We start from the raw sequence: 18,711 nt of genomic DNA, 5'->3' as shown, positions 1-18,711 counted from the left end.
ACATGTCAGCCGGATTCGCCCACCTCCACGTCCACACCCAATACAGTCTCCTCGACGGCGCTATTCGCGTTCCAGATCTCCTTGCCAAGTGTAAGAAGTATGGAATGGAATCCGTCGCAATGACCGACCATGGTGCCATGTACGGGGCGCTGGAATTTTACCTGAAGGCAAAGGCCAAAGGAATAAAACCCATCGTCGGGTGTGAATTTTATATTGCACCCGGCCACCGAACAGAGCGTAATGCCTCTGCTCCTACCAAAGCCTATCATATAGTTCTGCTGGCCATGAATTACCAGGGCTACCAGAACCTAATGAAACTCTCCGGAATTGCGCAGTTTGAGGGATTCTACTCCAGACCCAGAATTGATATGGAGGTACTTGAATCCCACAGTGATGGTTTAATCTGCCTCAGCGCCTGTCTTCATGGAGAAGTTCCCTGGCTTGTCGTTCACAAAGGTCTTGATGCTGCCAGAGAAAAAGCGAGACAATTCCAGGATATTTTCGGAGACAGATTCTACCTGGAACTTCAGGAGAACTCAATTCCTGAACAGAAGACCGCCAATCATGGTCTTATTACAATATCCAAAGAACTCGGAATCAAACTCGTTGCCACCAACGATTGTCACTACCTGAATCGGGAAGATGCCCACGCCCATGAAGTCCTGCTCTGTATTCAGACCGGCAAAACCATTAATGACCCAAAACATTTCAGCTTTTCCTCAGACACCTTCTACTTTAAAACTCCAGAGGAGATGCAGGACAGCTTCAGGGATCACCCCGAGGCACTTGCAAACACCATTGAAGTAGCCGATCGCTGTAATCTTGAAATTGATCTTGAGGGGTATCATTTCCCAGAATTTCCCGTGCCCGAAGGTGAGACCCTTGAAACAATGTTTATTGATGCATGTCGGGATGGCCTTAAGGATCGCTTTGCTGCAATGCGGGAAGCAGGAACCTTCAGCAAAGAGGTGAAAGAACAATATACGGCGCGTCTTGAGTATGAAATCGGCATCATCAATTCCATGGGTTTTCCCGGATATTTCCTTATTGTTGCTGACTTTATTAACTGGGCCATAGACCATCAAATTCCCGTTGGACCGGGTCGTGGATCCGGAGCCGGCAGTCTGGCAGCCTATGCCATGCGTATCACTAATATTGACCCGATTCCCTACGGTCTTATTTTCGAGAGATTTCTCAATCCTGAACGAATCAGTATGCCTGACTTTGATATTGATTTCTGCCAGGACAGGCGCGGTGAAGTGATTGACTATGTCCGTCAGAAGTACGGTGGCGCTCCCAATGTGGCCCAGATTATCACCTTTGGCTCTATGAAGGCAAAGGGCGTTATCCGGGACGTTGGCAGAGCACTGGATATTCCATTCAATGAAGTGGACAAAATAGCAAAACTCGTTCCCGATGCCCTGAAAATGACCATTGACAAGGCCATCGACGAGGAACCACGTCTTGCTGATGCAGCAAACAAGGATCCACGCATTGCGGAACTTATAAAAGTCGCCCAGACCCTTGAAGGACTTGCTCGCCATACATCCACCCATGCAGCCGGCGTGGTCGTCTCCCCAAAACCCATGGTTGAGTATCTGCCTACCTGCAAGGGAAAAGAAGGAGAGACATTAACCCAGTATGATATGAAGCATACTGAAATGACCGGGCTCATCAAATTCGATTTCCTTGGACTCAAAACCCTCACCGTAATTGACTACGCTTTAAAACACATCAAAGCGGACATTGGTACTGACCTTGACATCAACGCTCTGCCCATGGATGATATCAAGACCTTTGAACTACTCTGCTCGGGAGACGCCCTAGGTGTCTTTCAGCTTGAAAGTTCAGGGATGCGTGAACTACTGGTAAAGATGGCACCTGCACAGTTCAGCGATCTCATTGCACTTGTTGCTCTCTATCGTCCGGGACCTCTCGACTCCGGTATGGTTGATGATTTTGTTGAGACCAAACATGGCCGGGCCACTGCCAATTACCCGCTGCCACAGCTCAAGCCCGTTCTTGAAGAGACCTACGGCGTTATTGTCTACCAGGAACAGGTTATGAAAATTGCCAACATTCTGGCAAATTACAGCCTGGGTGATGCCGATATTTTACGGCGGGCCATGGGGAAAAAGAAAGTCGAGGTCATGAATGAAGAAAAAATCAAATTCATGGAGGGTGCCAAGAAAAACAATGTTGATGAAAAAAAGGCTGAGTATGTTTTTGACCTGATGGCAAAATTTGCGGGATACGGCTTTAACAAATCCCATTCTGCTGCCTACGCCCTTATTTCATACCAGACCGCCTACCTCAAAGCCCATTATCCTGCCCAGTTTATGGCCGCCCTCCTCTCCTGCGACATGAACAATACGGATAAGGTTGTTTCGTATATCAATGAGTGCAGAGAGCATTCCATTGAAGTGATGCCTCCTGACATCAATGAATCACTTATCGATTTCTCGGTACATAACGACAGGGTCCGTTTTGGACTTGCCGCTGTAAAGAATGTCGGGAAGTCTGCCCTCCACTCAATCATTGAGGAACGGGAAGCTGGTGGAAAATACACATCCCTTGAAGACTTCTGTAACCGTGTTGATTCAAGAAAAGTAAACTCACGAGTCATCGAAAGTCTTATCAAATCAGGTTCATTTGATTCGGTGGGCTGCAGGCGTTCTCAACTCATGGCCATTGTTGACCAGGCCATGGACAAAGCAAAGGCTGTACAACGTGACAAACAAAGCGGTCAGATGTCTCTTTTTGGCCTGTCTCCTGCAACGGACACAACGGACAAAAGCGGAATTATCCTTCCTGATATTCCTGAGTGGGAAGAACGGGAGCGCCTCACCATGGAAAAGGAAACTGTTGGTTTCTATATTACCGGCCACCCGCTTGATGAGGATATTGCAGAGATTAAAACCATCACCGACACTGACATTGCTGGTCTTGCTGAATATAGTGAAGATCAGCCGGTAAGGATTGGCGGACTAATCCGCAGCTGTAAGCAGCTGAAAAGTAAGAAAGGCGATCTTATGGCCTTTATTACCATTGAAGATCTTCTAAATGCTGTGGAGGTTATCGTCTTTCCAAATACTTTTGCAGAATGTTACCCCCTGCTCTCGTCCACTGAAACGATAATTGTTCAGGGAACCGTGCAAATCGATGAACGAGGGCCAAAGATTATTGCCGAATCCCTTGAATTGCTGCCCCAGGCCAGAGAAAAGCATACGGAGTCAATAAAAATCAAGCTTAACAGTGAAAAGATCAGCCGGAAACGTCTGGAATCCCTGAAACAGGTGTTATACCGCTACCACGGTAACTGCCCCCTGCTTCTTACCATGCATTTTCCCGGCCAGGGAGAGGTCGATATTGAAATTTTGAAGGATTTGACAGTAAGACCATGCCGCGAATTCACGGATGAAACCGAAAAAATTCTTGGATACAAAGCGCTGTCATACAGAAAAAAAACGCTTATCAGTCACAAACAAAAACGCTGGGGCCAGGCAAAAGCCTCCTAAAACAATGACAGACCAATTCCTCAAAAATACGTCACCAATCGAATACCAGATCGACATCAGAAACGCACCCAAGGGAAAACTCAAGAATGTCTTTCTGATTCTCTTTCTCTGCATGGTCACATTTGGATTTGCCATGGGGGTAGCATTTCCACCCATCGTGAAAGTCTATTTCAGTGACCCCCGTGCCGTTTCCATCAGTTTCACCCTGATGTGCATAACTGCAGGAATAACCGTTGGCGTTGCGAACTACATGCTTTTTTCCCTCGTCGTTTCCAAGCAACTTCGATTTCTTGTTGAAGGAATGAACCAGGTCAACAAACAAATCCGTTCCGCCATGTTCAGCAGAAAACATAGCCAGACAAGCTACGAAATCGAAGTAAAAAGCAATGACATGATCGGCCAGGTCACCCAGGCATTTAACACCATGAGCAGTACTGTTGAACAGCGGTTGAACCATGAAGCCAGTTTCAGAGGAATTGTTGCAACGCTCTCAGCCAATATTGATCTGGACACAACCAGTGATATTATCCTCAGGTACTTTATAGAGACCACCTGTATTACGTCAGGAGTCCTGTACGGAAAAATAGAAGATGAGATGATTCTCCTTGCCAGCCATGACGTTGACACGGATGACAAACTGCCACGCAAACTTGAACCCTGGCAGGGTACCATCAGCGACACCATTGAATCCGGCACTATCCACACCATTGATACCGAGGCAAATAATTTCAACTGGATTACCATTAGCACCCCTTTAGGCACCTTCAAACCAAAATTTATCCGTATTATCCCTCTGATAGCAGACAAGAGCACCGTTGGCCTTTTGATCGCAGCCTGCGGAGACAGTAAAGTCTCTGAAAGCATTCAGAAGGAGATGCTTGAGACCTACGCAAGTTACATGGCACCCTACCTGCAAAATGCACTGCTCCACAATAAAATCCAGGAGATGGCATCCTATGACTCGCTAACCCATATATTGAACCGGCGTTTCGGCCTGGTTCGTCTTGAAGAAGAGTTTTCCACAGCACTTCGACATAGAAGTGACCTCAGTGCCATAATGATTGATATCGACAAATTCAAAAAAGTGAATGATACATTCGGACATGAAGCTGGGGATATGATACTAAAGAATGTTGCCTCGGCACTTGCCCTCAATCTCCGTAATGAAGAGGTTATCTGTCGCTATGGTGGTGAAGAGTTTCTTATTATTCTTCCCATGGCTAATCTTCATAAAGCCGGGCTGGTTGCAGAACGGTTACGGCTCGTTGTAGAACGGCAGGGGTATTATCATAAAGACAAACTTATCCTGGTAACCATCAGCCTTGGTGTTTCAAGTCTCTCTTCACTGGTCACTCAGAACAAAAATGATCTGATCAACACCGCAGACACCGCCCTCTATCATGCAAAGCATATGGGCCGTAACCGGGTTGCAATCTTTCGCAACAATGAATCTGTGCTGCTTCCAACAAAGGTTTAATAAGTTTTTTTCTTTAAAGGCGGTACCCCTAAAAACACAGACCACAATCGGGGCAGGTGGACTCGCTGGTTGAAAACATGGTTCCACAGGCGGGGCAGGTAGACTTTGCTGCCCCTGTATCAAAGACTGCGTGTACATTACTTAAATCATGGGAATCGAGCGCTGTGGTTCGTTTGAATTCCTGAGCCAGGACCTCCATTGCATCCTCCCCATCTGCCCTTTTTATCTGCAGATACATATCTCCGCCACAACAGCCTTTACCACAATTACTTTTTTCTCCCGCAACCAGTGATGGGATATTTTCAGAACCGAGCAAAGCCTGCAGCTGTTTCATCTCTCCCAATGGACCTTTCCTGATATTCACAAGCTCGTCATCAGGGGATATATCCATGGATCGTGAAGCAAGTTTTATTTTAGCCGCCTCTTCCGCCGCCTGCCTTTCGGTGCCCGTTATAAGTGGGACACCGCATGACGCACAGCTGATTATTTCTTCTCGGTACTCTTCATCACATTGGGGGCAGTATTTCAGGTCCGGATCAATATAGCGCATACTTTTTTGCTTCCTAATTGTTCAAATATATTAGAGGATAAATCGGCTGAGATCCCTGTCCTCAACCACACTCTGAAGTTGTTGCTTTACGTAGGCAGCGGTCACCACAAACTGTTCTTCTCCACGCTCACTTGCATCAAAAGAGAGCTCGTCAAGAACTCTTTCCATTACGGTATGCAAACGCCTCGCGCCAATTTCTTCTGTGTTCTCATTAACTTCAACAGCAATAGCGGCAAGTTCTTCAATAGCTTCCGGCTCAAAGACAAGTTCCACACCTTCGGTTGCCATCATGGCTATATACTGTTTCACCAGGGCACTTTCAGGTTCAGTCAGGATACGTACAAATTCATCTTTTCCCAAAGGAGTAAGTTCAACACGAATGGGAAAACGACCCTGTAATTCCGGAATAAGATCAGATGGCTTACAGAGATGAAAAGCACCACTTGCTATAAAGAGAATATGATCAGTCTTGACCATTCCATACTTTGTGGTGACAGTGGACCCTTCTACGATGGGAAGGAGATCCCGCTGCACGCCTTCACGTGACACCTCGGGGCCATGCCCCCCTGAGCTTCGTGAAGCGACCTTGTCAATCTCATCAAGAAATATGATACCGGACTCCTCGGTACGTTTCAGGGCTTCACTGGTCACCTTATCCATATCGATGAGACGTTCCATTTCCTCCTGGGTCAAGCCTTTGATGGCGTCAGGAATTTTCACCCGGCGTTTCTTTTTCTTTTTCGGAAAAATCTTACTGAAGGCATCCTGAAGGTTGGACTGCATATCTTCCATCCCGGATGTGGTCATTATTTCCACCATGGGTGTGGAACGGGATTCCTCAAGGTCAAGTTCCACTTCCCGTTCGTCGAGTTTCCCCTGCCGCAGCATTTCCCGAAATTTTTCGCGGGTGGAATCACCAGTCTTTACCTGCTCCGGAAGTTTTTCCACGTCCAGCGTATCCTTACTTGTCACAAACGAGTTGAGACCATCGGGACCTGCCTGCATATGGCTTGGTGGATTCACTGGGGGAAGCAGAACATCAAGAATGCGTTCCTCGGCATTGGCCTCAGCAAGTCCCTGAAGGCGTTCCCGCTCTTCTTTTTTCACCATACTGATCGCGATTTCAACAAGATCCCGAACCATGGATTCGACATCTCGTCCCACATAGCCTACCTCGGTGAATTTTGAAGCCTCAACTTTAAAGAAAGGCGATTGAGCAAGGGTAGCCAGACGCCTGGCAATTTCTGTTTTCCCGACCCCGGTGGGTCCGATCATTATAATATTTTTGGGGGCAATTTCCTCACGGAGCGGAGATGGTACCTGACGCCTCCGCCAACGGTTTCTCAGTGCTATTGCAACGGATCTTTTCGCATCAGCCTGCCCGACTATATATTTATCCAGCTCAGCAACTATATCTTTAGGGGTAAGGGATTGTGTAGGTATCATCACTTTATTTTTCTATTTTTTCAATTATGACGGAATGATTGGTAAATACGCAGATATCTGCAGCAATGGTCATGGAAGCACGGCAGATCTCCTCAGCACTTAATTCTGAATTCCCAATAAGTGCCAAAGCGGCAGCCTGGGCATAGGGACCGCCCGAACCAATTGCAAGAACACCGTTATCAGCCTCAATAACGTCGCCGGTTCCACTGAGAAGCAATGAGTAATCTTCATCCACAGCTACCAGCATTGCTTCAAGCCTGCGCAGCATCTTGTCAGTACGCCATTCTTTAGCAAGCTCTACAGCTGCCCGCATAAGATTCCCCTTATACTGTTCAAGTTTCTGCTCGAGCAGATCAAAAAGGGTAAAGGCATCGGCAGTAGCGCCTGCAAAGCCGGTGATGACCTTACCGTGGTACAAACGTCTCACCTTCTTCGCGTGATGCTTCATCACCGTATTCCCGAGAGAAACCTGACCATCCCCGGCCACAGCAACCTGACCATTATGACGAACCGCAAGTATTGTTGTTGAGCGTATTTTCATATTATTTTTCTTACTATCAATTGGTTTGTTGAGTTAATTCCACTTCATTTGGCATGTGGATGCGCTTTATCATATACTTCCGTTAAATGATCAAGAGTTAGATGCGTATAGCGCTGTGTGGTTGACAGGCTGGCATGTCCCAAAAGTTCCTGAACAGAGCGTAGATCAGCCCCCATCTCCAGCAGATGGGTGGCAAATGAATGACGCAGGGCATGGGGAGTCACAATCTGAGGAATGCCTGCCCGCTCTCCGTATGATTTTACCAGTCGTTCCACGCTTCGTGTTGTCAAGCGACTCCCGCGGCCATTGAGAAAGAGGGCCATTCTTTCCACCGGTCGCCCTCTCTTTGCACGATCGGAGATAAGCTGATCGCGCAAAAACAACCAGGCCTTCACGGCCTCAAGGGCGGGTCGTCCAACTGGAACAAGGCGTTCCTTATCTCCCTTGCCCCTCACCCTAAGCATTTCAGTTACAAAATCAAGGTTCAAAAGGTCTCGTGAAACCAATTCGGCAACACGCATTCCCGTTGAGTATAAAAGCTCAAGAATTGCACGATCACGGAGCATAAATCTATCTTTTTCAGAAGGTGCTTCTAAAAGGGAAAAAACCTCATCAACGGTGAGAAAAACCGGTAAATATTTTCCAGTCTTTGGACCTGTTATCCCGGCAACAGGATCACTTTTGATAATATGTTCACGAAGGAGGAATTTAAAAAATGATCGCAGCGCAGAGAGTTTTCGGGCAACCGTTGCCGCACTGTTATTCCCATGGAGACTCACGACAAAGCGGCGAATGTGGAGCGACTCAATATTTTCTGTTTTTTCATCCCTTCCGAGCATTGCTGCAAATTCAGACAGATCATGGCCATACCCGGATACAGTGTGAGGCGAATAGCCCTTTTCCACTTCAAGCCAGGTCAAAAATGCTTCTATTTGGGTATCAATCTTCGTCATATTCAGGGGGGTAGCTCAAACCACTTTCTTCTCGACTTCTCCTTCAACTATGAATATATATAATGGTCTTTAGAGGGAAAGAAAAGCAATTCAGCACCTTCACACAGATTAATAAAAATGGCTAAACGAACTTTTGAAAATGCACTAGGAAAACTCGAGCAGATCACAGAAGAGCTTGAAAATGGCGATCTCAGCCTTGAAGTCAGCCTGAAGAAATTCGATGAAGGAATCGGTCTGGTTGAATACTGCAACACAACGCTGACCGAAGCAAAGGCAAAAGTAGAATTGCTCCTCGAAAAACAGGGTGGCCTAACCAAACAACCATTTGACGAGTTGGATCATGGAGATCAAGAGCTATCTTAAGGAACAAAGGCTTCTGGTTGAGGCTGCCTTTGACAGCTATATCCCGGCTGCAACTGGTGACTTTGCAAAGCATATCGAAGCCATGCGCTACTCCTTACTTGCCGGAGGAAAACGGGTTCGCCCCATTCTCTGCATAGCAGCAGCCCGGGCAGTTGGTGGAAATACCATTGATGACCAGAACATTCTTCCCGTTGCCTGTGCTCTTGAATGCATTCACACCTATTCACTTATCCATGACGACCTGCCAGCCATGGACAACGATGCGTTACGCCGTGGAAAAGCTACCAACCATGTCCTTTACGGTGAAGCGGGAGCCATTCTTGCCGGTGATGGACTTCTCACCTGGGCTTTTGATCTCCTCTGCAACCCCAGTCACGGCAATCTTGATTCCGAAAAAAAACTTGCAATCAGTCACTGCATAGCACACGCCGCTGGCTCCTTCGGGATGGTTGGTGGGCAGGCACTGGACATAGCGAGTGAAAACACCCGGTTTCCTTTTGAAACCCTGCAAACAATACACAGAAGTAAGACAGGAGCACTGATCACAGCTTCCGTTGTTTCCGGTGCGATAGCAGCCGGTGCAGACAGAGAGCAATCCGAAGCATTGAAACAGTATGGGCATCAGATCGGCCTGGCCTTTCAAATTGTTGATGATCTGCTCAATGCAACAGCCACCACAGAGCAACTGGGCAAAGCTGCGGGAAGCGACATTGAACTTGGCAAAGCCACCTATCCTGCTTACTTTGGTATTGAAGAGACACGGAAACGTGCCCTCAATGCTATTGAAAAGGCGAAAACCTGCCTGAAAGATTTTGATGACAAAGCACAGCCACTTCGCCTACTGGCTGACTACATATATACTCGGTCGCATTAGTCAGAGCGGCCCTCCGGGATATCCACCATGTTAACAACAGAGAATACAGATTCCATCGTTACCAGACTCGTCGATATCAAGTCTCCCGAAGACCTTCGCAAGCTTTCAATACCTGAACTCGAAACCATCGCTGACGATCTGCGTGAAACCATCATCAATACCGTATCCAAAACAGGAGGCCATCTGGCACCGAGCCTTGGCGTTGTTGAACTCACCCTTGCCCTCCACTATGTTTTCAACACGCCGAATGACAAGCTTGTGTGGGATGTTGGGCATCAGACATATGCCCACAAACTGCTGACTGGCAGGCAGGATAAATTTTCTACTCTCCGCCAGTATAAAGGTTTAAGCGGTTTTCCGAAATTCAAGGAAAGCGAGTACGATGCCTTTGAAACGGGTCACTCTTCCACCTCCATTTCTGCAGCTCTGGGAATGGCCTGTGCAAAAGATCTCAAGAAAGATTCGAATAAGGTTGTCGCTATTATCGGAGATGGTTCCATGACTGCTGGTATCGCCTTTGAGGCCCTGAATCAGGCTGGACATCTGGATAAGGATCTTATCGTAATTCTAAATGATAATGAAATGTCCATCTCGGAAAACGTTGGCGCCATGTCAAGTTTTCTCTCCAGACAACTCACCAGCAAGACTGTAAGACGACTTCGTAAACATATATCCACCCGTTTGAAGGATCTTCATGGTGTCGGTGACCGTTTCTTGAATGTCCTGAAAAAGAGTGAAGAAAATATCAAAAGTTTCTTTACCCCGGCAATGCTCTTTGAGGCCCTGAAGTTCTATTATATCGGACCCATTTCCGGCCACCAACTTGAAGACCTGATTCCAACCCTTGAAAACATCAGGGATAATGTTGACGGTCCGGTACTTGTCCATGTCATCACCCAGAAGGGAAGAGGCTATGGGCCCGCAGAAGCAAACCCCGGCAATTACCATGGGGTTGGTCCGTTTGATGTCTTGACCGGTGTTCCGATACCATCATCCAGTCCCATCAGTTACACCGAGGTTTTCGGAAAATCAATCTGCACCATTGCGAGAAACAACCCCGACGTGGTCGCTATTTCAGCTGCCATGCCTGCTGGAACAGGGCTCACAAATTTCAGCAAAGAATTCCCTGATCGTTTTTTTGATGTAGGCATAGCAGAACAACATGGAGTGACTTTTGCTGCTGGTCTTGCTGTTGAAGGGAAGCGACCGGTTGTAGCCATCTACTCCTCTTTTTTCCAGAGGGCTCTTGACCAGATCATCCACGATGTCTGTATCCCCTCTCTTCCGGTTACCCTTGCCATTGACCGAGGCGGTGTAGTGGGCGATGACGGGCCTACCCATCATGGTGTTTTCGATATTTCTTTCCTCAGATTTATTCCAAACCTCACCTATATGGCACCAAAGGATGAGAACGAACTGCAGCATATGCTCCACACAGCAATCTCCCTTCCCGGCCCTGCTGCAATCAGATACCCACGCGGAGCCGGAGAAAATGTCCCCCTCGACCCTGACTTTGTGAATCTTGAAGTTGGCAAAGGAGAACTTTTGCGCCAGGGAGAAGACATTCTGCTGCTGCCAGTTGGCAATAGAGTTTACCCCGCAATTAAGGCCGCTGAAGGACTCGAAAAGCTTGGTATCAATGCCGCTGTCATTAATCCACGCTTTATTAAACCACTGGATGACGAACTGATCTGTGAATGGGCCCGAAAAACGGGAAGGGTGGTAACAATAGAGGACAATGCTGAACACGGCGGTTTTGGAAGCCTGGTTCTTGAACTTCTCTCAAAAAACAAACTCTTTGCAGTAAAAACCCATTTACTTGGCTACCCGGACCATTTCATTGAACACGGCCCGCAGAAAACACTGTGGAAAAATTCTAAACTGGATTCCCCCTCTATCATCAATGCCGCAATGGAGTTAATGAAGGACTGAAAACGTTCTACAGGGGCCAGGCCTCTGCAGAACGTATACAATGTCTTTAAAGATTTTTTATCTTTACTGCTTGTAGTAGTCCAGATACCAGTCAACAAAACGCTTCACCCCAACATCCAGAGGGGTATCAGGCTTATAATCGAAGTCCCTGATCAGATCATCTACATTGGCATAGGTTGCCTGCACATCTCCCGGCTGCATGGGAAGAAAATTCTTATCTGCTTTTTTGCCAAGATTTTCCTCAAGAAGCTGGATAAAATAGAGGAGACGCTCTTTCCTGTTATTGCCTATATTATAGACGCGATAGGGGCAGTATGACGTGGCAGGGTCAGGCGCCTCACTCTTCCATTCAAAATCCGGTGCTGCAGGTTTCTGGATCACTCGGGCCACCCCTTCAACGATGTCGTCAATAAAGGTAAAATCACGCTCCATATTCCCATTATTAAAGACATTGATTGGCTCTCCGGCCAGAATAGCCCTGGCAAAAAGCATGGGAGCCATATCAGGTCGTCCCCAGGGGCCGTACACTGTAAAGAACCTCAGCCCGGTGCAGGGAAGACCAAAAAGATGACTATAGGAGTGAGCCATCAGTTCATTGGACTTTTTTGATGCTGCGTAGAGAGATACGGGATGATTGACATTATCATGTTCTGAGTAGGGCTGATGGGTGTTTGCCCCATAAACCGAACTTGAAGAGGCATAGACAAAATGTTTCACCCCTGAATGGCGGCAGCCTTCAAGAAGATTGGCAAAACCGACAATATTGGTATCAATATAGGACGCAGGGTTGATGAGCGAGTAGCGAACCCCCGGCTGGGCGGCCAGGTTCACCACCGCATCAAAGCTATGATCTGTAAACAGTTTCTCCATGGCCCCGCGATCCGAGATATCAACCTCCAGATTCTGGAACCCTTCCCCCCCTGCAATCTTCGCCAAACGATCTTTTTTCAAACCCACATCGTAATAATCGGTGATTGTATCAATTCCAATCACTTCACAACCCGATTCACGCAGGGTACGTGCCAGAAAAGAACCGATAAAGCCAGCCGTTCCTGTTACCAGTATCTTTTTCATTGGCATTTCTTTTTTTCCATCAGTCATCAAAATCCCCTTCCGGTCCTTTATCTGAGTCTAACTCTGCTGCTCGTGCTACAATTTTTTCCTTTGTCCAATCCGCCGGATCTTCTATACGTCCAACTTTAGAACCAAGATCATAAGACCCCGCCTCAAGAATTGCCTGTTTGGCAAGGTCAGCTGTTCCTTCTGCAGAAAAAACATTCACAAGCATATTATAAACAAAATCTTCAACCCGTTTACACATCCTGTCTCTAATCTCTTTTTCCTGACTGCAAAGACTGTTTTCAAAGGGCAGATTTAATTTCTTATAGTCTCCTCCCTTCCATCCCTTATCATCTGCGTAGGAGACCATCTGCTTCCACATCTCTTCGGATACCCCTTCTCCTGGTATCTTTACAAATCTTCCACTAGCATCGCTAATGGCGTTTCCATCGTCATTTACTTCAATACCCCAGGAAACCATCTGCAGGGCTGTTGCAACGTTTGCTTTGGTTGTTGCGGTTTTTTTACATATGGCGCGAAGCCGCTCGGAGCTGTTTCCGGATGTCCCATGCTGGGCACCAGACGTGCCATAGGGAGCCAGAGCCCTGTGGATATCAGCAGTAAGTTCAACCTGAATCCCCTGCCCCGATGCCTCAAGTCCATGGACACTTCCATTGTTCAATGCGATCCAATCAGGGCAGATGCCATGAGCATTCAGACCTTTAATAAGAAATGAGGCGTCATCGACGGTGGACAGTCCCAGAGTTCCTTTAATTTCTCCAACCTCTGTTTCAAGACCAGCCCATCCAGGAATACAGGCATTGAGTTCGATATTGGCAAGAAGATTTTTATCGTCCTCCATGTGAGATGCATCTACGGCGATGGACGTTATTCCGGCATCAAAAATAGATGCTATTTCCACCCTGGCCAGATCAATATCGCTTTCCTTTTTGATTCCAAAATGATCAGCATGAATGGCAACGGGAATTGTAATACCAAGTTGATTACAGATACTGTCCACCACCGTAGCCATATTCCAGAGACTCACGGGGCAGTATGCGTTGGTTCCACCTTCAGATCTGGCAATCTCAATGATAATAGCGCTGTTGGCCCGCTGTGCTGCCTGTAGAGCGCCACGAACGACAAAAGTAGAGCGAGCATTGGCAGCAATGGTCATGGCACCGCCCTTAGCAATCATAGCCCGATCTATAACCTTTCCACTGACAAGAAGGGCATGGGAATTGGGAAAAAGTTTTTGAATATTAGGTGGGCGACCGATTTCAAGAAGTCTGACGAATTCAGCACTGTTGCTCATAATAATCTCCATGGTTCAAATGTTCTTCAGAAATATTTATTACCCACCCTTATACCGTATCAGGGGTGGAAAATCCAGAAGTGACAGAAATGTTATTCTTTGTCTTCCAGTAACTCCGTGTCGGTTGCTTCCCTCTCATACTCACGAAACCCCATAAATGTCTGCTTTCCAAAAAAGTATACAGCAACCACACTGATTTCATAGAGTATCAGCAGAGGTATCCCCATCATCATCTGATTCACAACATCAGGGGTGGGGGTGAGGATGGCAGCAATGATAAAGTTAATGAGAATTGCATATTTACGATTTTTGTTGAGAAAGGGCACCGTCACAATTCCCATCTTGGCAAGAAACACCATCAGTATGGGCATCTCAAAAATGACACCAAAGGCAATTAGCAGGCGTAGGGCAAGTGAAAAATATTCACTTACCGCAGGCATCGAGGTAAGATATTCATTGGAATAGCCAACCAGAAACTTAAAGGCTGGCGGGAAAACGACAAGATAGCCAAAAGCAGCGCCGCCAATAAAACAGACGCTGGACAGAAATGTAAAGGGAACAATTACCCGTTTTTCATGTTTATAAAGACCAGGAGCGACAAACCGCCATATTTGATAGAAAATCACAGGACTGGCGAGGAGCAGACCACAGACAAGCGCGAGCTTTAGATAAAAAAAAACCCTTCCTGATACGAAGTAAAAATCAGCGAACTGTTGTCGGGAAGCACCTCTATCAGAGGCTTGAAGAACCACGTCCCGATAGGTTTTATAAATGCATAGGAGGCGACAAAACCGAGAATAATCACAAGGAGTGATTTGATAAGGCAGGAACGGAGTTCACGCAGATGATCGGTCAAAGCCTGTGACTCAAATGACTGTTCACTTCCAATCGCCTTTGTCTCTTCTGAAACACTCTTTTCACTCATTATACTCTCCTTGAAATCATAGCTTTTCCCTGCTCTTAATACAGCAAATCCCACTTTCTGACAAGAGAAGAGCGAGACAATGCACAAGGAACTGGACAAAATTTCCCCCATTGCTCAGGTTCTGATACGGTTGTATATAGAGGATGACGATGTGTGCTTACCATGTATTTTTTCATGGTAATCCTGATTGCCCTAACTGCTATGGCTGGAACATGATGACCGAAGATATGGGTGAAATAAATGAGAGTCCTCTTTTTGAATGGAGTAACAGGTGCCTGAAAATTCTTTTCCCTGGTTTGTATATATTCTTCGATGCAAAGACAACTCACTCTATACCGGAATAACAACCAATCCGGATCAACGACTCCTGGAACACAATCATTCCACCAAAGGTGCAAAGTACACTCGTGGCCGTAGACCCGTTTATCTTGTCTATATTGAACAACAGGACTCACGATCCTTAGCCTCCTCCCGAGAGTACGCAATCAAACGTCTCAACAGGACAGACAAAGAGGCGCTCATCAGGGATTTTGAATTTTCAAAAATTTAAGGATTGGATAAGTTCTGATGAATGCAGTAGATTGAATCTATCACAACAGAAAACAAGTAAAGCTTTTTCACCCTCCACAAACGAAACCATGACCTCGATCCTCGTCGTTGATGATGAACGCAGCATGCGTGACTTCCTTAAAATCCTTCTTAAGAAAGAGGGTTATGAGGTTGAAACCGCGCCCGGTGGTCGCCAGGCACTGGAATATTTCGAAGAAAAGACATTCGACCTGGTTATCACCGACATCCGCATGGACGGCATGAGTGGCCTTGAACTCCTGAATGCTGTCAAAGAGAAATACCCAACACTTCCCGTTGTTATGATAACAGCATTTGCCTCACCGGATGATGCCGTCTTTGCCATGAAGAACGGGGCCTTTGATTATATCAGCAAACCCTTTAATGTTGATGAAATCAAATCCGTTATCTGTTCCGCTACTTCCAAGGGGAAACGGAGCGCCGAGGCAAAATCCATTTCTGCAGCGTTTCCTGAAATAATTGGTGAAAGTCGCGAAATGGTCAAGATTTTTGAAATGATCCAGCGTATTGCCATTACCCCTGCAAATGTTCTTATCTATGGCGAATCTGGCACAGGCAAAGAACTTGTCGCCCAGGCAATTCATCGCCATTCAAAGGTCGCAGAACACGCATTTGTTCCCATTACTTGCAGTGCCATTCCGGAAGAGCTGATGGAAAGTGAGCTCTTTGGTCATGTGAAGGGATCCTTCACCGGTGCCATCGGCGACAAAAAAGGCTTGTTTCAGCTTGCCAACAATGGAACAGCATTTCTAGATGAGATAGGGGAACTCACGCCGATCATTCAGACAAAGTTATTGCGGGTTTTACAGGAGCGTCAAGTCAAACCGGTTGGTAGTGTTGAGATCCAGAATGTCAATGTCCGGATCATTGCAGCAACCAACAGAATTCTCGAAGAAGAGATTATGGCCGGACGCTTCAGAGAGGACCTTTTCTACAGACTAGCTGTTGTCCCGCTCAGAGTCCCTCCCCTTCGCGAACGAAAAGGAGATGTTCCGCTTCTCGTTGATTTTTTTCTGAAGAAATACTCAAAGTTGTTTGATAAAGAGGTCCAGGAAATGTCATCCTACGCGATGGAAGTTTTAATGAAATATGATTTCCCTGGCAATGTCCGGGAACTTGAAAATATCATTGAACGTGGTGTGGCACTCGAAACATCAAACATTATCCTTCCGGAAAGCTTGACTCTTTCCACTTTTCGATTTTTAGAAAGTGAGGACAACAACCAGGCACCATCCCCCTTCCAGGTGGTATCTGATGAGGAAGAACTTTTCAGCCGAGGCCTTGAAGAGGTAATGGCTGAAACTGAAAAAAGATTTCTCATGGCTGCCCTCGAAAAAAGCGGTAATTCAAAAATGCGGGCAGCTGAGCTTCTTCGCATCAGTTTCAGGTCGCTCCGCTACAAAGTCAAAAAGTATGATATAGAGTAATCGGCAAATGACCTTATTACCACCTGAAGGAAAACCTGTTTCACATAGAAAAACGATCCACAGGTTACTTATAAACCAGTTGCTCTGGATGCTTTTTCTTCGAGTTGTCCTCTACACCCTTATCCTTGGGATAAGTGCATACCTGCAGTCTGGACAATTTAATGTAATTGTCCTTCCCCCAGCCCATTTGTTTTTCTTTATCATTCTTGTTTACGCAACATCCATAGGATCCGGTCTGTTTCTCCTTAAGGCAAATCGTGATCCAAGACGGTTTGGTCTTGAACAGATCCTCCTCGACACCTTTTTTATTTCGTCTCTGGTCTATTACACCGGTGCCTCACAATCGATATTCTCACCAATTTTTTTCTTTCCGATTATAGCCGGTGGCCTGATACTACCCCGCCTCGGAGGACTCATCGCTGCAGGGGCGACAACTCTGCAATTCGCCGTTGTACTGATACTGGAATACTATAAAATCTTTCCGGATTTCCTCAGAGTTCCCTTATACGACAATGCACGAGATATACTGGCAACGCTAAATCTTTTTGCCGTTTACGGACTGACATTCTTTCTAGCAGCTATCCTGAGCAGTCTTTTCGCCGGACGCCTGCGTAGAACAGAGGATGCCCTATCTGATTCCGTCCGTGATTTTGGCAGGCTCAGTCTTTTGTACAAACAGATATTTGATGATATCAGCACAGGTATTGTTACAACAGATGACCGGAATAGAATCACCTCAGTTAATAATGCCGCTGCCCAGATTACCGGTTATTCTGTTGATGAGTTACTCGACGAGGATTTCCATAGCATCTTCCCCAATGTCAGTTTTACAGATCAGGGCTCACGGCATTCTGCTGAATTACAAAGAAAAGACGGCGAGCCTACCCGAATCGGCTACTCGTATGCTAAATTGCAGTACAATCAGCCGGCTAAAAATTACAAAGACACTGATGATTTCTGTGCAAATTGCAGGGTTATCACCATTCAGGACATCAGTGAAGTGGAACGATTGGAAAAACAGATGCAACAGGCTGAAAAGCTTGCTGCCATAGGAAGAATGAGTGCCGGAATTGCCCATGATTTCAGGAATCCACTCACTGCCATTTCCGGATCCGCCCAGGTACTTGCTAATGAGTTGAGCCAGATGCAATCCTCGCAACAGGAAACAAATACAGAGTTAATCACTATTATCCTGAGAGAATCGAATCGTCTTTCAAATACGGTCTCCGATTTTCTTAAATTTGCACGTCCTGAGAATGCCGAAAACGATTGGTTCTCGTTGAAACGCTGCCTCAATGAAGTCCTTGAGGTTGCGAGAATGGCAGCTTCCTGGCCCGAGAAATGCGTGCTGGACATTGATATCGATAGCGTCGTCGATATCTGGGCCGACCAGTATCAGCTTTTCACAATCCTGAATCATCTCCTTCAGAACGCCTTGGCGTTCACACCTCTTGGAGATGAAAAAATACGAATAAAGGCCGTGGAAATTAAGGGAGAAGACGGAGCTGATACTATTCAGATAACAGTGGAAGACAATGGGCCTGGTATCACCCCCGGTAAAGAGGAAAAAATATTCGAACCTTTCTATACCAGACGAGTTGATGGCACTGGCCTGGGACTTGCGATCGTTAAACAGATGATGACAGAACATAATGGAAGCATAGAGGTTGGCAAATCTTCTCTAGGCGGAGCAAAGTTCACAGTCAACTTTCCGCTTCCGTAGTCCTTCAACTGCTGCAATCA

At 46.5% G+C, this 18,711-nt stretch carries 14 protein-coding genes and 1 pseudogene; 8 read left to right on the top strand and 7 right to left on the bottom strand.

Annotated features, from left to right (window positions below; all coding sequences use genetic code 11):
• Positions 1-2: 2 nt before the first annotated feature.
• Positions 3-3,518, top strand: coding sequence for a DNA polymerase III subunit alpha (gene dnaE / locus UWK_RS12495; RefSeq protein ID WP_015404744.1), 3,516 nt, complete (start codon positions 3-5; stop codon positions 3,516-3,518).
• Between the two features lie 4 nt (positions 3,519-3,522).
• On the top strand, positions 3,523-4,995 hold the full coding sequence (locus UWK_RS12490) for a sensor domain-containing diguanylate cyclase (RefSeq protein WP_015404743.1): 1,473 nt from the start codon (positions 3,523-3,525) through the stop codon (positions 4,993-4,995).
• Between the two features lie 28 nt (positions 4,996-5,023).
• On the opposite strand, the gene UWK_RS12485 is transcribed toward UWK_RS12490, so the two are convergent.
• From UWK_RS12485 to xerC, 4 genes are read right to left on the bottom strand one after another with little or no spacing between them, the layout of a single operon-like run.
• The gene (locus UWK_RS12485; RefSeq protein WP_015404742.1) at positions 5,024-5,545 is read right to left on the bottom strand and encodes a zinc ribbon-containing (seleno)protein DG; all 522 of its coding nucleotides are present in this window, start codon (positions 5,543-5,545) and stop codon (positions 5,024-5,026) included.
• Between the two features lie 30 nt (positions 5,546-5,575).
• Positions 5,576-6,991 carry an ATP-dependent protease ATPase subunit HslU gene (gene hslU, locus UWK_RS12480; RefSeq protein WP_015404741.1) on the bottom strand — a complete coding sequence of 472 codons (1,416 nt, stop codon included), beginning with the start codon at positions 6,989-6,991 and terminating at the stop codon, positions 5,576-5,578.
• 4 nt (positions 6,992-6,995) lie between these two features.
• The gene (gene hslV / locus UWK_RS12475; RefSeq protein WP_015404740.1) at positions 6,996-7,532 is read right to left on the bottom strand and encodes an ATP-dependent protease subunit HslV; all 537 of its coding nucleotides are present in this window, start codon (positions 7,530-7,532) and stop codon (positions 6,996-6,998) included.
• 44 nt (positions 7,533-7,576) lie between these two features.
• A complete protein-coding gene (gene xerC / locus UWK_RS12470) occupies positions 7,577-8,485 on the bottom strand; it encodes a tyrosine recombinase XerC (protein WP_015404739.1) in 909 nt (302 codons plus the stop codon).
• A 117-nt stretch (positions 8,486-8,602) separates the two neighbouring features.
• On the opposite strand from xerC, the gene UWK_RS12465 reads away from it, so the two are divergent.
• Genes UWK_RS12465 through dxs form a run of 3 tightly spaced genes read left to right on the top strand, consistent with a single transcriptional unit; the run spans position 8,603 to position 11,654 of the window.
• Complete coding sequence (locus UWK_RS12465; RefSeq protein WP_015404738.1) at positions 8,603-8,848, top strand: exodeoxyribonuclease VII small subunit; 246 nt, start codon at positions 8,603-8,605, stop codon at positions 8,846-8,848.
• Entirely contained in the window at positions 8,826-9,722 is an 897-nt protein-coding gene (locus UWK_RS12460; protein WP_015404737.1) for a polyprenyl synthetase family protein, read from the top strand. The genes UWK_RS12465 and UWK_RS12460 overlap by 23 nt, the downstream gene beginning before the upstream one ends.
• Positions 9,723-9,776: 54 nt before the next feature.
• Entirely contained in the window at positions 9,777-11,654 is a 1,878-nt protein-coding gene (dxs, locus tag UWK_RS12455; protein WP_041916965.1) for a 1-deoxy-D-xylulose-5-phosphate synthase, read from the top strand.
• Between the two features lie 63 nt (positions 11,655-11,717).
• Here dxs and UWK_RS12450 read toward each other — a convergent pair whose 3' ends face one another.
• The 3 genes and pseudogenes from UWK_RS12450 to tatC all read right to left on the bottom strand — a co-directional run bounded on the left by UWK_RS12450 (position 11,718) and on the right by tatC (position 14,953).
• Entirely contained in the window at positions 11,718-12,755 is a 1,038-nt protein-coding gene (locus UWK_RS12450) for an NAD-dependent epimerase (RefSeq protein WP_015404735.1), read from the bottom strand.
• On the bottom strand, positions 12,748-14,028 hold the full coding sequence (locus UWK_RS12445) for a class II fructose-bisphosphate aldolase (protein ID WP_015404734.1): 1,281 nt from the start codon (positions 14,026-14,028) through the stop codon (positions 12,748-12,750). The genes UWK_RS12450 and UWK_RS12445 overlap by 8 nt, the downstream gene beginning before the upstream one ends.
• 92 nt (positions 14,029-14,120) lie before the next feature.
• Positions 14,121-14,953 (bottom strand): annotated as a pseudogene (gene tatC / locus UWK_RS12440) (twin-arginine translocase subunit TatC).
• Between the two features lie 271 nt (positions 14,954-15,224).
• On the opposite strand from tatC, the gene UWK_RS12430 reads away from it, so the two are divergent.
• From UWK_RS12430 to UWK_RS12420, 3 genes are all read left to right on the top strand, one after another.
• Positions 15,225-15,503, top strand: a complete 279-nt coding sequence (locus UWK_RS12430; protein ID WP_015404731.1) for a GIY-YIG nuclease family protein — start codon at positions 15,225-15,227, stop codon at positions 15,501-15,503.
• A gap of 88 nt (positions 15,504-15,591) precedes the next feature.
• Entirely contained in the window at positions 15,592-16,968 is a 1,377-nt protein-coding gene (locus tag UWK_RS12425) for a sigma-54-dependent transcriptional regulator (RefSeq protein ID WP_015404730.1), read from the top strand.
• 7 nt (positions 16,969-16,975) lie between these two features.
• Positions 16,976-18,691, top strand: coding sequence for an ATP-binding protein (locus tag UWK_RS12420; protein WP_015404729.1), 1,716 nt, complete (start codon positions 16,976-16,978; stop codon positions 18,689-18,691).
• The last annotated feature ends 20 nt before the right edge of the window (positions 18,692-18,711 follow it).

Origin of the sequence: Desulfocapsa sulfexigens DSM 10523, assembly GCF_000341395.1 — a bacterium.
In the GTDB taxonomy this organism is placed as follows: domain Bacteria; phylum Desulfobacterota; class Desulfobulbia; order Desulfobulbales; family Desulfocapsaceae; genus Desulfocapsa; species Desulfocapsa sulfexigens.
Note: the sequence above shows the minus strand (reverse complement) of the source record. Positions and strands in the feature narration are given on the sequence as shown.

Coding starts and splice junctions, on each gene's coding strand:
- dnaE (WP_015404744.1), top strand. CDS start 3: ATGTCAGCCGGATTCGCCCACCTCCACGTCCACACCCAATACAGTCTC.
- UWK_RS12490 (WP_015404743.1), top strand. CDS start 3,523: ATGACAGACCAATTCCTCAAAAATACGTCACCAATCGAATACCAGATC.
- UWK_RS12485 (WP_015404742.1), bottom strand. CDS start 5,545: ATGCGCTATATTGATCCGGACCTGAAATACTGCCCCCAATGTGATGAA.
- hslU (WP_015404741.1), bottom strand. CDS start 6,991: ATGATACCTACACAATCCCTTACCCCTAAAGATATAGTTGCTGAGCTG.
- hslV (WP_015404740.1), bottom strand. CDS start 7,532: ATGAAAATACGCTCAACAACAATACTTGCGGTTCGTCATAATGGTCAG.
- xerC (WP_015404739.1), bottom strand. CDS start 8,485: ATGACGAAGATTGATACCCAAATAGAAGCATTTTTGACCTGGCTTGAA.
- UWK_RS12465 (WP_015404738.1), top strand. CDS start 8,603: ATGGCTAAACGAACTTTTGAAAATGCACTAGGAAAACTCGAGCAGATC.
- UWK_RS12460 (WP_015404737.1), top strand. CDS start 8,826: ATGGAGATCAAGAGCTATCTTAAGGAACAAAGGCTTCTGGTTGAGGCT.
- UWK_RS12450 (WP_015404735.1), bottom strand. CDS start 12,755: ATGACTGATGGAAAAAAAGAAATGCCAATGAAAAAGATACTGGTAACA.
- UWK_RS12445 (WP_015404734.1), bottom strand. CDS start 14,028: ATGAGCAACAGTGCTGAATTCGTCAGACTTCTTGAAATCGGTCGCCCA.
- UWK_RS12425 (WP_015404730.1), top strand. CDS start 15,592: ATGACCTCGATCCTCGTCGTTGATGATGAACGCAGCATGCGTGACTTC.
- UWK_RS12420 (WP_015404729.1), top strand. CDS start 16,976: ATGACCTTATTACCACCTGAAGGAAAACCTGTTTCACATAGAAAAACG.